Source organism: Nostoc flagelliforme FACHB-838, from assembly GCF_014698065.1.
GTDB lineage: Bacteria > Cyanobacteriota > Cyanobacteriia > Cyanobacteriales > Nostocaceae > Nostoc > Nostoc flagelliforme_B.
The window spans coordinates 13594-28312 of the sequence record NZ_JACJSI010000044.1 but is presented as its reverse complement, the minus strand read 5'-3'; the positions used below and the strand labels follow the sequence as shown (position 1 = coordinate 28312).

The following is a 14719-nucleotide window of genomic DNA, read 5'->3' as shown; positions in this document are numbered from 1 at the left end:
TATGGAGAACATAAGCCAGTTTTCAGCTTATGAACTAGAACAGCTTGCAAAACTGCCCTCAGAAATAGCAGCACTAGCCAACAAATATCGAGTTGATATTGTTAATGCTGGTGAATTTTGGGATCAACCACCTTTCCCAGATAATTACATACCTGAATTAGTCGAAATTTATTATGGATATACTGATAGTCCTGATGTATTCATAAGGAATGGAGTTTTAGAAGATTATAGAGTACGTAATTTAGACGATAATACTCCATCAGTAGCAGTTCAAATTGACGATCAATGGGCTTACATTCAGATTGAAGGCAGAGAAATCCTTAATAGATTAGGTGGGGTAGTTTTACCTGATGTAATTGTCAAACCCTCTTTATTATTAAACTCAGTTTTCAAAGGGCAGAATCATGCTTGAAGAGTCCAGAAGCGAAGGTAAACAAGTTCAACAAGATTATCTCGATATTTTAGATGCGATTCTCAAGAAAATTCAAGAAAAAGGGCAGTTTCAGGGATTAGGGCAAAGCAAGGATGTAACGATTTTTGTAGGAAGAGAAGCTAAGTATAAAGGCACTATTGGACAAAAGCCATTTACCAATTCAATGACTCCAGAGTTAGTGGATACTTTAAACAAAGCTATCTCTGACCCGGAAAAGTTAAAAGGTTCTGTCAGAATCACAATTGGCAATGAAAAAGTTTTTCATGCCAAGGACGGTAAGGTAATTACAGATAAGCTAGGACTATCAATTACTCAATCTCAGACTCAGAATAATAAACTAATTCAGACTCAAGCTCAGACCAATAAAGCTGAAGTTCCTCAGCAATCTCCACTTCAGTCTATCACCATAGAGTCTCTACAAAAGCAAATTGATAGTCTACAAAAACAAGTTCAAGAACAACAGATACTAATCGATAGCTTAAAAGTTCAGAAGCAATCGAGTGAAATTACTCAAAAGTTATCTACTGAAATTGAAAGTTTTAAGAAAGCAGTTGAGCGGCAACAGAAGACGATTGAGCAGCTTCAGAAGGGATTGGAAAGTATCCTGAATCGCAGTACTCCCACAATCAAAAACTCAGCTTTGCAAAACTGGGTAGGTTCAGTTGAAAGTAAGGTAAAACAAACAGCCAAAAATTTAGTTGACCAAGCGAAAACTGCTCTGACTCCCAAGGTTGACAAATTAAAATCTCAAATTGAAAACCAGATTGAGGAGCTTAAGACCCAGGTAAGTCAACAAATTACTAGTTTGAAAGCTGAGGTGCAATCACAAATCAATGACCTCAAAAACCAAGTAAAAACAGATTTCCAGAATGCGATTAATAATGTAAATAGTATCAAAGAAACTACTCACACTGCTGCCCAAGAATTTCAGAATAAAGTGGTGGGACAGGTTCAAAGTATCCATAAGGAAGTTACCAAGATGGCTCAGGATACACAGTCTTTAGCTGTTAATACTGTTAAGGAAGGTATTCAAGCTGTCAATACCAGTATTAGGGAAACCAAAGGTAAAGCTATAGAAGCTAGTGTAGGAGCGATGCTGCAACTTTTTGGAGACAGGCAAGCAGATGGTTCGATTAGCTTTGAAAGCCAAAACTTTCATTTCCACCAGCAGGGTAATGCTATTTCAATTCAGTCTAAAGATGGGCGAGATGTGATGAAAGATGGGGCATTAACATCTCTTGCTCTTGAGCAAGATGTAGAAGCGCTCGAAAAAGTTCGTCCGATGGTTGAGGAATATTTGGAGCATTCTGAATCTCAAACTCAATCATCGAAATTAAGACAATAAGTAAGTAGGTAGGCTCCAATACCCGACAAGTATTAGGGTCGGCTCTTGTTTTTTGTGCTAACGATTATAATCATATTAGGATGACATTGACATATAGATTGCCATGAAGATAAAAGCCATAATTCATTTGGCTGAAGAAGGAGGTTACTGGGCAGAAGTCCCCGCTTTACCTGGGTGTATTACTGAAGGTGACACAATGGAAGAAGTCATCAGCAACCTTAAAGACGCAATTGAAGGATGGCTAGAAGTGGCTAATAACAGCCAATCCTTTGAAAATACGGCTCAGATTGTGGAAATTGCTGTATGAAGTCGATTTCTGGTAAATAACTCTGTAAAATTGTCGAGAAAAAAGGTTGGATTTTAAAGAAAATTACAGGTAGTCATCATATTTATGAAAATTCTGAAATCAGCAAAATCTTATCCATTCCAGTTCATCGGAATCAAGATTTAAAAATCGGAACTTTAAAAGCCTTGATGAAAATTGCTGAGTTAACAGAATCAGATTTATAAAGTAGCATGGATGAACGCTAAATGTAATTCAGTTATTAAGTTTAAACCGCACTTTCTGTTGTTGTGATTCTTGTTTAGTGTTAGCCAATCGTTCTAGCATTTGAGGCGTTTTCAAAACTTCAAGAATCACCTGGAATTGAATAGTATCAGGGTGATTTAACCATTTTTGATGTGCCTCAGATTGCTTCTCCCAATCAGATAGTTGTTGCTCAAACTGCTCTTTTTGTTTGAGATTCTTCCTAATCATCTCCAAAGTATATTGTTGTTCTATGATTACCTGATGAATTTGTTTATTACCTCTCAAAACTGGTTTCTTATCGGCTGATTCAATCAGCTTCTTTTGTTCTTCATGCTTTATCCACAGGCTATCAATCTGCTGACAGCAGGTTTCAATCTCAGAGAGAATAGAATGTTTATCAGCTTGTGATGGAGGACGTGAAGCAGATGTACTGAAGTAATCCACTATAAACTCTGCTGCCAACAAGAAGTCTTTATCGCTAAATCGATTTAAATTTCGTGCAATTCGTTGTTTATCGTGACTGTTTTCATCTTCAACAGACTTAATTAATGACCTTTCTTGATGTAATTCTGGACTGAGTTTTTTAGGTGGCTCTGGCAAAGAAGACAACACAGGAACAGGAGGAGCAGGATTTTCCTGAACTGGGGTTGCACTTGCATGGAATTCTGACTCACATTTGACCCTGATTTCTTCTGACCCAGTTTTCGCCTCAATATTGACTATTTGTTGTTCATCTTGAGCGAACTTAGCTGATAACTGGAGTTTACGTTCATCTTTCCTCAGCTTTTTAAGTGGTTCTGGTGGTGAATGCCGCTGCCGTTGATTATCCTTGCGCCATTCTCTCAGCCTTAAAGCTTTACAGGTTAACTCATAATAGGCTAGCCCACCCTGAGCCACAATAAAATCATCAACGCCTTTTTCGGTTCCGGGCAGACTGACCACACTGACCTTAGCCCCAAGGCGCTCCAGCAAACCACCAGTGCGCGAGATAGCAATGTCGATATTCCGCTTGGTGTCAGGTCGCGTCTCGTAATCAAAGCAAAATGTCATCTCACGTTTTGGGGTAGCGAAAATGGCTAACTCTTCATGAAGTCTGGCTTTAATTTCATTCCCCAAAGCATCTTTACTGCGATACCCAGCGTAAATTCCTGGCAGTCCGATTGCTGCATAACCCTGGCTCAATAGGCTAGCTGCTTTCTTTGCACCCTCAGTAATGCTAACTGGTATATTGTGCTTCCAAACACAATACCAAAATCCCGATTGGCGATCGCTCTGGGTCGGTTGTACCCCAGCTTTGTCATAGATGCGCTCGGCAATATAATCAGGCACATCTATAAGAAAGATGCTGAGGTCGGTTTTTGGGGGATGCTCGTATTTGATGAATTTGCCTGGTTTGTCTGGGTTTTCTCTGGGTGCGTTGGGCTTGTAGCATCCCCAAATCTTCTCCTCTGGCTTCTGTCCCGACTGTAGGTTAAGGAAGGAGCGGGGATCAACGCCAGCATTGCACCACCAACCACCATTTTCCAGATGAGCGTACTTCCGCAGCATAAAAGCAGACAGCCTTCCAGTATTGGAGCGCTCTAGCTTATCGCTGTACATCAGGTATTCCCAAGCTTCATGCTCATGTTCTATTGGGTCATTTTGCAGGCTCTTGAAATTTCTAGTGACGATTTCCGGGTGAATGGCACTGCCCTTAACTAGTTCTTGCCAGTGTGACAGTTCAATATGGTTGGGGCTGCTACTGATATCGCTTGGAGTCCAGAAAGCCTCTGTTTGTATAGCCCTGGCGCTTGGCTGCTTAATGATTGGCGATTGAATCGATTGTAAAGTAGGCGTGGTCAAAACTTCGTTTCGGGTCAGGGGTAAATCAGGGGTAAAGGAGGAATCTGTTAACTCTTCTTCCCCTTGCCCCTTTCCCCTTAACCTTTCCCCAGTCCGCAGGAGTATGTTCTCTGGCTTAGACGTTACAATTGCATTGACAACCACCTTCTCTTTTTCTTTCGCCTGCTGGTACTGCCTTTGTTGTTCTTTCTGCCGTACCAGGGCGAGAGCATTTTCTTTGGCTCTAGAGGATTGCGCCAGGGAGAGCAGATTGCTTTTATCCTCGGTATAAAGTTTTAACTCATACCTAGCACGGCTGACAGCCACATAAAAGCTCTCCTGCCCAATGGTATTATCTGCGGCAATCAGCACTCGGTCAGCAGTCTTGCCCTGACTACTATATGTAGTGCTGACAATCGCATAGTCCAAGCATTGTGCCTGAGCTAAACTGATAGATTCAATTCGACCGTTGTCTAAATACTGGATTTGGGCGCTATACCCTTCAATGGCTTTAACTACAAACTCCTGACCATTGCGCCGCCCTAATTGTCGGTCGTTTTTTGTCCATCGCAAGCGATCGCCCACAGCAATTTCAATCCCTTGTCGCTGGTAAACGGCCTTATCAAATCCGATATTTACCTCAAGATGGCTGCCATCATCAGTAATGAGCGTCAATCTGTCAGTATCCTTGCCCACCACGGAATATAGTTTGCCCTTCTCTAACCCCCGGCGTTTGTAGTTGCGCGTAGGCATGACCACATCCCCCAGTTCAAAGTTATGGGTGTAGCGCATCTGTACCCTGGTCAAGTCTTTAGCTCGGAGTTGGGTGATGTTTGTAGCAGCCCCCAAACTCCCCTCAGCTTTCAATTGCTCCCTAATGGCTTGGGTGATTTGCAACCGTTCTCTATTTGTCCCAGCCAATACTAGGGTTCGCGCCCGTTGCTCTTTTGTCGCTGCCATGTAGTCACGGGCAATCGTATCAATTTTTAGTTCGGCTTCCATACTTTGAATGCAGCCGTTTTCATCCAGGCGTTCAAATCCCTCCTCAATCCTGCCTTCAGCAATCAGGTCTACTGCCAGTTTTAACTCTGGCGCACGTTGCCTTAAAGATTCGTTTAAGTGACTGGTCTTGATCCCCGCCTGTTGCAAAGATTTGAACGGGTTGCCTGCTTCTACAGCTGATAGCTGCCTTGTATCTCCCACGAGAATCACCCTGGCTTGCTCCTGAGTCGCTCTTTCTAACAAAGACATCGCGTATGCAGCACTAAGTAAACCTGCTTCATCCACAACCCAGATTTGATTAGGTTGAATCACAGGGGGCGGTTCAGAAACCAACAATCTAGCAACAGTTTCAGCCTGGATGTCCAGTTCCTCACCCAGAACTTTCGCGGCCATCGAACTGGGCGCAAAGCCTTTGATGGTGTACCCACTTTCGACAGCGATCGCTTTCAATTCCCGAAGGGCAAAAGTTTTACCAGCGCCAGCTACGCCCTGCCATGCAATGAATTGGTCTGTCGTAGTTGCAGCTTCCAGCACTGCCCGACGCTGACCAGAATTCAAAGCAGTTTTCTCTAAGTGACTGTCAACGAATTCTGGGTGAGCAAGGACGTTCACTTTACCTTGTCCCTGTTGCATCAAGCGAATCGTGGCGATTTCTCGCTGTACTGCTGCTAAAGTCGTGTAATCCCGATGCTGCTCAGACAAGCTGATTAAATCAGGATGGGACTTAATTAACGGTTCAATAGTTCTGACATCTGTGGCTAAACCCTGACTGAGGATGAACTTTTCCAAATCTGACTGAGTAAAAGCCACATTTCTCTCAGAACAATGAGCGATCGCATCTTCTAAACTTTCCTGGGTCACTGGTAAAGCTTGGAACTCTGGTTTTAACCCTGCTGGCTGCACAAAAGTAATACCCAGCGCTGCCGCTTCTTCTTTCCACTTCGCTTTCAAGTCTTCTGGGTCAATTTTCTCTTTGCGCTTGCGGGTGCTTGACCAGATTTTTTCCCGCTCTGCCCAATTAGAATTTTCACCAATCGCCCCTAATATTTGCTGCCTTCGCAATGAAAACTCTTTGAGGTCTTCTTCCTTAAACCCTTTAATCTCAAACTGCCCGTGTTTTTTGGCTTCAACTTCATACCCCAGCTTCTGCACTTCTACTGCTAGATAGCTTTGGTAAGCCATGCCCAAAAACTTTTTATTGGCGAAAATGTCATCGTTTAAGGTACTGTACCATTCCCCGTCCGATACCTCAGTCATATTCATCACCAAGGCGTGAGTATGTAGATGGGGGTCTAATTCTCTGCTTTCAATGTGGTCAAACTCGGCAACGACTAAGTTACCTGTGTTGACAATTTCCCGACCGCTATCAGTTGTAACCCTAGTACAGGCATAGCGTTCTTCTATCAGGGCTAATACTTGTTCTACTGCTGACTGATGGGCTTTAATTAACCCCTGATCTCCAGCAACTAAAGCCATTAGGCTCACACTCTTGGGGGCAGAGAATGTAAAATCGCTGGCGGCTCTACGTTGAGATGATGAGAGTGTCCTGGCGCTTAGTTGCCTACTGCCATCAGGCGATCGCCCATTGACAATGTTAGAGAAAGTCTCTTTGTTATTAACTGCACCTGATAATTTTAGTTTCTTGGCTCCTTTGCCATACCAACGTGATTCTCCTTCCTGGTAATAGCCTTCCAGGAAGTACTCTACTGCTCTCTGAGGTGATGCGTTCTTAGCTGTCAGCACGTCCACCCCCAGAGTAAAGCAGCAGAGGAGCAGAGAGGCATGGGGGCAGGGGAGCAGGGGAGCAGAGAGGCATGGGAGCAGGGGAGGAGATGGGAATTATCACAAACAGAACGTGACGAACGTCGAATTTGGTCAGTCAAGGAGTATTGTTCCTCTACAGGAAAACTTTTTGAAAGTTCAAAAAGTTTCATCGCTGCATCAAATGCCATTTGGCAGACTACTAGCTCTTTGTGACTTTTTATTAATTCTCTTGCCATCCCTTCTGCTCCCCTACTCCTCTGCACCCCTGCACCCCTGCACCTCTGCCTTTACGCCTCTTTCGTAAAATGTCAACCCTAAGAGTGCAAAGGCTTCAGGTACAACTAATCCCTTTCTATAAGGACTAATTACAAATTCAACTTCTATATCTGCATAGCTATAAAGTTTAGTTAATACATACTTAAAATGCTTACCGTCAACGCACCAAACTTTGAACTTTGTGTAACAGTTCGGGGTGATCTCGTAAAAGAATCTTTCAGATGGTGGCAGCCTTCTAAATATCTCCACAGCTGCTGCATGATATTTACAAAAGTTAAAACCCACCCAATTGATTGTTTTGAAATAAGCTACTCGAATCACCACCTGTGGAAAATCTCTTTTTCGGCGAGAGGGGTGGCTACTCCAGTGATGGCTATTCTTCCAGAAGCACATCGCCATCATCTGACGCACTTCTGTTTTCAAAACTGTGAGGCTAACTTCATGAATTGATTGCTCTTTCACTCAATACGTGCCAATCACAACTAAATCTAATTTTAGATCCCATTTGGTTTTTCTTACCAAACTTTTTGGCGTACTGTGCGCTCCTTTTTGGGATGAAAAGACGGGTTTACCCTTTGGGAGATTATGGAAAATATTGGGGTACTTTTGGGATTTGTTGGGAGATTATGGGAAATATTGGGAGTTTTTAGAAAATGTTAAGTTTAATGAGAATTGTGTCAATATTCTCTCGCTAAGATTTTAAAATTTGGGAAATATTGGGAACGGTTGGAATTTTTGGGATTTTATTGGGGGGATTTTGGGAACTGTTGGGAAATCTTGGGAGATTTTGGCAGACAAAGTTTTTCCACAAGTCTTTATTCACAGTTCAAATGTTTTTAACCAGAAAAAAGAGATGATTTCGCGCCGAAACTCTTGAAAACTCGTGGAGTGAGTTTCTCTTAGAACTCTTTCGCAATTATCAATCTCAAATCAATTGGTAACTGACAATGGATTTATTGCTCAGTCTTGATCCTGGTTCTTCCATGACCAAAATGGTTTACCGTATTCTGTCTTCTGTTCCTTACAAGCCAGAATTATTCTGTATGGAGCCGGAGCTAATCGGTATTACTAAAGAGTCAATAGACTTATACGAGTCAGGCAGGATTAATAGCCCTAGTCCAGAAAATGAGGCTATTGTGGAATTTGACTCGGAATATTATGCAGTAGGATTCCTGGCACAAAAGCATTTTGAGGCTCGTGTTAAATTATCTGAACTCAAGTATGAGAATGCTATCCCCAAAGTACTGGCAGCAGTGGGAGCGATCGCTACTAAAGAGGGGCTGGGAACCAGCTTTACTTTATCCTTGGCGCTGCTACTGCCCTATGGGGAGTGGGAAGATAGAGAGCGACTAGAACGCGGTTTGATTGCGGCATTGTCTAATTTTTCCTTTCGTGGTCAGCAATTCTCTGTCCATCTGGGATGCTTTGAGTGTATGCCTGAAGGTGGGGGGCTGGTGCTGACACGGAGTAAAAAACTGGGGGCTGATTTCAATCAGTTGAACATAGCGGTTTTAATGCTTGGCTTTCGGGATATTTCAGTTGTCTTGTTTGAGCGGGGGTTATCTTCTGGCAAGTCTGATAACCTGGGTTTGGCTTGGATGTTAGAAAAAATCAAAAGCCGAACTTCTGGGCAGAATCTACAAGATTTGCTGTTGGCGATCCATCAATCAGGAACTACGCTGAAGCCCAAATTCTTTAAATCTTTAGCTAGAAGCAAGAAGGCTGAGTTTCGAGCCGAGGAAGTCACACAAATTATTGAAGTAGCTGCAATGGCACGTAAGGAATACTGGAGTAAAGTATCTGACTGGCTCATCAGCAATATCCCGTCCAATATCCATCAGGTGATTATCGGCGGGGGGACATCTGACTATTTAAGTAATGAGTTGAAAAACTTATTTACTCATGCCAAAATTTCCTGGGCTGCGGAGTTAGAAGAGGATGTACGGCTAGCTTTCAATTTGCCTCCACAAAAGGACGCGCTGTGTCTACGTCTGACAGATGTTTACGGACTATTTCGGTATTTACAAAATCAGGTAGTTTACTCCCCTGCTCTAGTGGTCTGCCAACCCAAAAATACTGGGTAAGGGTTGGTGAAAGGGGAAAGGGGAAAGGGGAAAGGAAAAGGAATGATAATGGTCGCCCACCAAACATTCACAAGCTTTTTACTTTCCCAATAGACATCTTGCAAAAGTAACAAATGCCAAGATGTTGGGGAAAGGGTAAAGGGGTAAGGGGAAATTCCATCCCTTTCCCCCACAAATGCCAAGAATAATGATGCGGATTATTTCGCCCACATACTAAAAAGCTTTTTACCTTTCCCCATTGCCCTTTACCCTTTACCCTTTACCCCGCCAAGTTTTCTTGGCGGACTACTAGCCTCCACTAGCAATTCAAAGGATGCGACTGATGCTAGAAAATTTTGAATTCCGTCTGCGTACTAGAGTTCAACAAGAAAGTCCTGAAGCAATCCTACTAAGTTACTTGAACTCTAAAGACACTATTTATCCTCCCAAGGATATGGTGATGATTGCCTTGATGAGTTATTGGTTGCCGTTAGCCTATCAAGCTGCTGGGAAAGGAACTAAAGATAATTTAGATTACAACATTCGCTCTTGCATTTATCGCTTGAAGCTTCACCAGCAATATCTGCAAGAAATGTTAGGTGAGGAGCCAGCAGATTTAGAAGTGGGCTTAATTGAGTCTCAATCACCAACAAGCCCAGTCAATAAACCTTCAGAAATTCAACCACAACAACAAGCCCTCTTTATTCAGGCAGATGACAATCTTTTAGATGTGCCGTCCCCTGTAGAAAACGATTTATCTGTTAAGCAACAGCCAGAACCACAGGAATGGTTCAATCCTTTGAAACCTCGCTCTTAGTAACCATAACCATTTCACTTCAATTTGACGCTTTAGTACGAGGAACTATGTACCAACAACACGAACTTTCTACAACCCTATCTCCAGAAGAAGTTACACGGACTTTGCTCCTTGCTGCGATACCTGAAAAAGAAGAATATACTGAAGATGATGCTGACCGCTTCCGCAAATGTCGCCAGTTAATTGAAGAGGGTAAGACTGAGGAGGAAGTAGCAGAGTTGTTAGGGGAAAATGCTGTTTTACCTACGACTGATGCTGACTCCAGTAAAGGCTTAGGAATTAAGAAGCCAAAAAAACCTAAAAAGTCAGCTTCAGAGCCGAAAGACATTTCCGAATTATTGTCAATAGCTTGTGAGCAGGTTGGTGCTAAAATTTCACTTACGGAATCTTTGCGGATTTTGCAAGTTTGCGGACTAGCAGACCAAGAAGAATATAACCCAGCAGAGTGCGATCGCTTTATTTCAGCTTGCGATTTAATCAAGTCTCAGGGTCAAACCTTTGAACAGGTCGCTGAATATTTTGGTTTCGGATTACAGCCCCAATCAGATGAATTGAATGAATTAGATTCTTCAGAGATTGATTTGAACATTGAGGAAGCAGCGACACAACTCTTGGACAACGGGCAAGACCTTGTTAATCAGATGATGCGCCACAAGGCTAAGTCTGATGCTGCTGATGCACCTTCCTTATATATCAAGCATCTAGCTGCTGAATTCGGTTCCCCAGAGTTTCAACAAGCTTGGCACAAAATGGAAGATATGCTCAAGGCTAAGATTGCGGGAAAGTTTCAGAATCGACCCAGGAAGAAGATTCTTACTGGAGAAACCCCAACGCTACCCCCATCGCCTCAGCACTTGACCAGCTTGCCACCAACCTCAGAGAATGGCTCCAACTCCGACTAGAAGAAGAACGCCGTACTATTGAAATTCAGGCTCACAAGGCATCAGAAGTTAAGGCTAGTCAACTGGCTGACCAAAAACTGAAAAATTCTCAACAATGGTTACAGACTCAAGAGAAAGGGGTACAACTGAGCAAACAACGGACAGATCAGTTGAAATCAACTTTGCTGTGGTTTGGCAGATGGCTCAGTTCTGGCTTTTCTGGGGTGATGTTCTATTTGTTTTGTCTGGTGGTTTATCTGTCCATCGGTTTTATCTTCGGTGTTAACTTTCCATCTGTGATTGCCTGTCCTGATACCAAAAGTTTCTGCTATCAACTGCGCTGGAATAAATCACAGGTGTTCATCAAGAGCGATTACATCAATAAGTCACGAAAGACGGTAAACGGAATCCGGTAGTGGATGTCAATCTACTACTAATAGTACCTTCAAGGAAGTTCTGGTAGTAGTGAACTACCCCAACTTACCGAGTACGGTTGAAGTTGGGGCTTCTGTAATCATAGGGGAGTGCCTAAACTTAGACTTTCGCCCAAGAGTAGGACTTACCTCCCCTCCTACAGCAGAGACGGCTGAACCTTCCGCCTTTATCATTTTTAACTAATATCACGCCTGGGGTATATTTGACAACTCACCGCCGTAAAACGGCGGCGATTCTTCCTTCATCCAACATCGCCTCTAAAAGCAGAGCATGACAGGGGGAGGTTTTAAACCCAATTTTTTTGATAAAAAAATTCCCAGGCAATCAAACGGCTACTTGCAGGTCACTCGTACCCGTATTTGTTCTCGGTACAGCCCCTGGTTGTAATACCCAAGCGGCGATCGCTTGTAGTATCTCGGCTTTCTCTCTGGGTGTCGCAGATTCAATTAATTGAACAGGCGTTAGCTCAACTACTCCTATTCTCGCTAGTGCTGGAATTCTACAGCTTTCTGGCAGAGCATGAAGGATTTTGAAGTAATTACCAGCTTTTAGGTCACTTTTACCATCAAGAAATTTACTGATGGTGCTCTCATGAACACCAGCCCGAACAGAAATCTCTCTTGCTGTTAGGCCACTTTCATTAATTGCTGTAATTAATATTTCTTGATGCTTATCCATATTGCTGTTACTACTTGCTTTTTTTCAAGTTATTGAATATTATCCAATTTATCTCGGAAATACAATCTAGCAAAAATCACACTGGCTTAATGGTGCTGGGGTGACAGTTTTGTGAAATTTTAGCGATTTTTACAACAACAAACTAGCTCTACTTGCATAAGCAGGTAAGGGCAAAACTCGTTTATCCATATTATGACAGACACAAAGATTCAGGGGAAGTTCTATCCGCTCCAACATGAAGAATGGTTGAGAGCCTGCCGCGAACTAACGCCAGCACAGAGGGATGTACTCTACTACCTTCGCACTCTCGACCCATACAGCACCGGAATGGAAGTATCACCAGCACGGATTGCCAAAGATTTATCTACCGCAGAAAAGCCAGTTCACCGCAGCACTGTAGGACGCGCTCTCAAAGCCTTGGATGAAAAGGGGTTTGTCGATATGGAGCTTCTTAAGGTCAAGGTTCACGTTCTCACCAAGGGCTTGCATTGTTGCGATGAGGCAACAGGTTGCGATGAGACAACAAGTTGCGATGAAACAACAAGTTGCGATGAGACAACTTTGTTGCCTGACGGCAACTTAGGTGATCATGACGCAACTTGCGCGATCGCTACGCAACTTGCGCGATCGCCACGCAACTTGCGTCAGCCAAAACCATTGCCAGATAAAGATTCCAGCACCCCTAAGATTAATAAGACTTATTTAGACTTTTTAGACTCTCTCTCAGAAAAGGAGAGAGACGAATTTTTAAAATTTGGGGAGAAGAGAGCAGGAGAACTCAAAAACCCACCAGTGCAGTTGCCCCAAAAGTGGATAGAGAAAAACTGGGAGGAATTATCAGCCCAGTGGTACAAGTCCAAGGGGCAAAGTTCCCCAGCACAAACCACTAAATGGGAAAACGATCCTCGGCGTGCTGATTGGCTGGCCATCATTGAGGAAACAGCCAACCCCTTAGAATTCGCCACTGATAAAGAAAAACAGGATTTTATCAGATGGTGTAACGAAACTAAACAATTTAGCTGGCTCAGAGAGGGTGAATTATGACTGAACTACCCAAATTTGAGCGGTTACCAATCAACGATAAAACTGAGCGTGATGACAAAGAGATTTGGCAACCCAGGTGGCATTGCTTCTGTTGCCAGGACACGGGACAAATTCAAGCTCATCTAGTCAGGCTGATAATTTCCGACTACAACCCACACCGCGATCGCATCCCTGTTTGTCAGGGTTGTAACAAATTTGACAATTATCATTTAAAGGAGTACGGCGTATTAGATACCCGCTTTGACTTGTATCTGTGCAAGAAATTGGATGCGATTTCCCGCGCTGACTGGAAGCAGGTTACACAGAAGCAATTTGAAATGTTTAAGCAGCGTGTTAATCAAGCTTCTAGCGAGATTGCCCAATCTCGCAGTCTAAGCAGAAAAAACCGCACTTCTAATGATGAGCGTGAAGTGCAGCTACGCAAGGCTGAAGTAGAGGCCATCACCCCCGAACAGTGGAAAGCAATGAATAAAGCTTACTTAGTAGGAAGCAATAAAGATGAGTAAGTATTCTATAGGGGATTTTGAGGTAGGAGATCGCATTATTGCAAGCGGCAATCGCTTAGGTATGGTATCGAATATAACAAAAAAAATTACCATTACTTGGGAAAACGGGCTATCCGCCGAATATACCCCAAAGCAAATGCAGGCTTGGAACCCAACAAGCTGTAAGCTAACTAAAGATGGGTGTTGCTGGAGTGCGGGTGTAAGCATGGCTATAGAACGGGAATCAGTAAATTTTAAACTTCCCAAATCTTTAGTTGAAGCGCTCAGAGCGAAAGCAAAAGAACTCAACACCTCAGCAACAGAGTTGGTAGCCCAAGGTATACATCACGTCTTGGGACAGACAGAAGTTGCAGACAACAGTATAGAAGATGTTCTACATCACATCATCTCCCGACTCGAAACGCTCTCAACAAACCAGATAACCAATGCTTCAGGTATAGAAAGCAGTATAGAACATCGCCTACAGCAAATCGAAACCAGATTAGAGCAAATCGCTACTAGTATAGAACAGAGTATAGAATCGACATCACCTCCTCTTCAAGCACAAAAGCTGAATAATTTAGAAAAAAAGTTAGAAAATGTAGCCTCTCGCCTTGCCGAACTGAACAACGCACTTGGGCAGCTTCGGCAAAATGGAAACGGAGGCAGAAGACAATATTCATCTTCATTTAATCAGTTCCAAGCAAGACAAGTAGAACTTCTGTCCTGCACTGGGGAGAGTCTAGCGAGAAGATTGGGCGTTGATGAATTAAGCCTCTCCAAGGAGCGAGAAAATAAAACTCCATCTGAGTTTGAGTCGTGGAGCCGCCGGAGAGATCCCGGCTCCCGTGGCTGGCGTTTTGGCGACGATGGTCTATATTACCCCATTAAGTAACTCAAACCGGATTCCTATAGTTTATCTACACAATTGTGTAAGCATATAAAAAAGTTCAACAATTCTAGTCTCTCAAAGCATTGATTTAGAGTGGTTGGGTGCAAGCCCCGTAAAAATAAGTTGAACAATTTGGGGCTTTAAAGGCATCAATCTACCACTTTTTCAACACAGAGACACCAAACTCAAATAAAAAAGTTGAACAATTAGGAGAGTGATGTTAAGAGAATGTGGGCGCATCGGCTACGCCCCGC

At 43.1% G+C, this 14719-nt stretch carries 14 protein-coding genes and 2 pseudogenes; 11 read left to right on the top strand and 5 right to left on the bottom strand.

The annotated features are described in order from the left end of the window. The first annotated feature begins 1 nt into the window (after position 1). The 4 genes from H6G97_RS20705 to H6G97_RS52710 all read left to right on the top strand — a co-directional run bounded on the left by H6G97_RS20705 (position 2) and on the right by H6G97_RS52710 (position 2288). Complete coding sequence (locus tag H6G97_RS20705) at positions 2 to 412, top strand: hypothetical protein (RefSeq protein WP_199349506.1); 411 nt, start codon at positions 2 to 4, stop codon at positions 410 to 412. Beyond that, positions 405 to 1778, top strand: a complete 1374-nt coding sequence (locus H6G97_RS20700) for an apolipoprotein A1/A4/E family protein (RefSeq protein WP_190942565.1) — start codon at positions 405 to 407, stop codon at positions 1776 to 1778. The genes H6G97_RS20705 and H6G97_RS20700 overlap by 8 nt, the downstream gene beginning before the upstream one ends. Before the next feature lie 103 nt (positions 1779 to 1881). Then, positions 1882 to 2085: a type II toxin-antitoxin system HicB family antitoxin gene (locus tag H6G97_RS20695; protein WP_190942564.1), complete on the top strand. Its 204-nt coding sequence runs from the start codon at positions 1882 to 1884 to the stop codon at positions 2083 to 2085. Positions 2086 to 2114: 29 nt separating this feature from the next. Next, a complete protein-coding gene (locus tag H6G97_RS52710; protein WP_338421795.1) occupies positions 2115 to 2288 on the top strand; it encodes a type II toxin-antitoxin system HicA family toxin in 174 nt (57 codons plus the stop codon). Positions 2289 to 2316: 28 nt separating this feature from the next. Here H6G97_RS52710 and mobF read toward each other — a convergent pair whose 3' ends face one another. The 3 genes and pseudogenes from mobF to H6G97_RS20675 all read right to left on the bottom strand — a co-directional run bounded on the left by mobF (position 2317) and on the right by H6G97_RS20675 (position 7632). Continuing rightward, positions 2317 to 6873, bottom strand: coding sequence for a MobF family relaxase (mobF, locus tag H6G97_RS20685; protein WP_190942563.1), 4557 nt, complete (start codon positions 6871 to 6873; stop codon positions 2317 to 2319). 95 nt (positions 6874 to 6968) lie between these two features. Further along, positions 6969 to 7130: pseudogene (locus H6G97_RS52705) on the bottom strand (four helix bundle protein); the annotation flags it as partial. Positions 7131 to 7143: 13 nt separating this feature from the next. Next, positions 7144 to 7632: a hypothetical protein gene (locus H6G97_RS20675; protein WP_338421792.1), complete on the bottom strand. Its 489-nt coding sequence runs from the start codon at positions 7630 to 7632 to the stop codon at positions 7144 to 7146. 485 nt (positions 7633 to 8117) lie between these two features. On the opposite strand from H6G97_RS20675, the gene H6G97_RS20670 reads away from it, so the two are divergent. From H6G97_RS20670 to H6G97_RS20655, 4 genes are all read left to right on the top strand, one after another. Next, entirely contained in the window at positions 8118 to 9254 is a 1137-nt protein-coding gene (locus tag H6G97_RS20670) for a ParM/StbA family protein (protein WP_190942561.1), read from the top strand. 322 nt (positions 9255 to 9576) lie between these two features. Further along, positions 9577 to 10050 (top strand): hypothetical protein, encoded by a 474-nt coding sequence (locus H6G97_RS20665; RefSeq protein WP_190942560.1) that lies wholly within the window; start codon positions 9577 to 9579, stop codon positions 10048 to 10050. Positions 10051 to 10097: 47 nt separating this feature from the next. Continuing rightward, on the top strand, positions 10098 to 10952 hold the full coding sequence (locus H6G97_RS20660) for a hypothetical protein (protein ID WP_190942559.1): 855 nt from the start codon (positions 10098 to 10100) through the stop codon (positions 10950 to 10952). Between the two features lie 149 nt (positions 10953 to 11101). Further along, entirely contained in the window at positions 11102 to 11347 is a 246-nt protein-coding gene (locus tag H6G97_RS20655; protein ID WP_242055026.1) for a hypothetical protein, read from the top strand. Positions 11348 to 11401: 54 nt separating this feature from the next. On the opposite strand, the pseudogene H6G97_RS52700 reads toward H6G97_RS20655, so the two are convergent. Then, positions 11402 to 11545 (bottom strand): annotated as a pseudogene (locus tag H6G97_RS52700) (RNA-guided endonuclease TnpB family protein); the annotation flags it as partial. 145 nt (positions 11546 to 11690) lie between these two features. Continuing rightward, entirely contained in the window at positions 11691 to 12044 is a 354-nt protein-coding gene (locus tag H6G97_RS20650) for a helix-turn-helix domain-containing protein (protein WP_190942558.1), read from the bottom strand. Between the two features lie 192 nt (positions 12045 to 12236). Here H6G97_RS20650 and H6G97_RS20645 point away from each other — a divergent pair, with 192 nt between their 5' ends. The 3 genes from H6G97_RS20645 to H6G97_RS20635 are packed head-to-tail and all read left to right on the top strand — an operon-like array spanning position 12237 to position 14468. Then, positions 12237 to 13088: a helix-turn-helix domain-containing protein gene (locus H6G97_RS20645; protein WP_190942557.1), complete on the top strand. Its 852-nt coding sequence runs from the start codon at positions 12237 to 12239 to the stop codon at positions 13086 to 13088. Further along, the gene (locus H6G97_RS20640; RefSeq protein ID WP_190942556.1) at positions 13085 to 13594 is read left to right on the top strand and encodes a hypothetical protein; all 510 of its coding nucleotides are present in this window, start codon (positions 13085 to 13087) and stop codon (positions 13592 to 13594) included. The genes H6G97_RS20645 and H6G97_RS20640 overlap by 4 nt, the downstream gene beginning before the upstream one ends. Beyond that, on the top strand, positions 13587 to 14468 hold the full coding sequence (locus H6G97_RS20635) for a hypothetical protein (RefSeq protein ID WP_242055025.1): 882 nt from the start codon (positions 13587 to 13589) through the stop codon (positions 14466 to 14468). Before H6G97_RS20640 ends, H6G97_RS20635 begins: the two co-directional genes overlap by 8 nt. Positions 14469 to 14719: the final 251 nt, after the last annotated feature.